General features: G+C 24.1%; 1 pseudogene. It reads left to right on the top strand.

What is annotated here, in order from left to right:
* Positions 1 to 224 (top strand): annotated as a pseudogene (locus HMPREF2897_RS07795) (IS5/IS1182 family transposase); the annotation flags it as partial.

Consider the following 224-nt stretch of genomic DNA (forward strand, 5'->3'; position numbering starts at 1 on the left):
TTAACAAAAGAAGAAATAGATTTGATTGGTAGTCACTTAGATAAAGAAATCGAAGATTTAAACCAACATATCAACAATGAAAAATGTACTAAAACAAGAAAACAAATACGTCTCAAAAGAACTAAAATCAAAAAATACAAAAAGCAAATCAATGATTATTTTGAGCGAAAGTATCGATACGAATTTCAAAAATCTATTTTAAAGGATAGAAATAGTTATTCTAA

This window comes from Staphylococcus sp. HMSC065D05 (assembly GCF_001813195.1).
GTDB lineage: Bacteria > Bacillota > Bacilli > Staphylococcales > Staphylococcaceae > Staphylococcus > Staphylococcus epidermidis.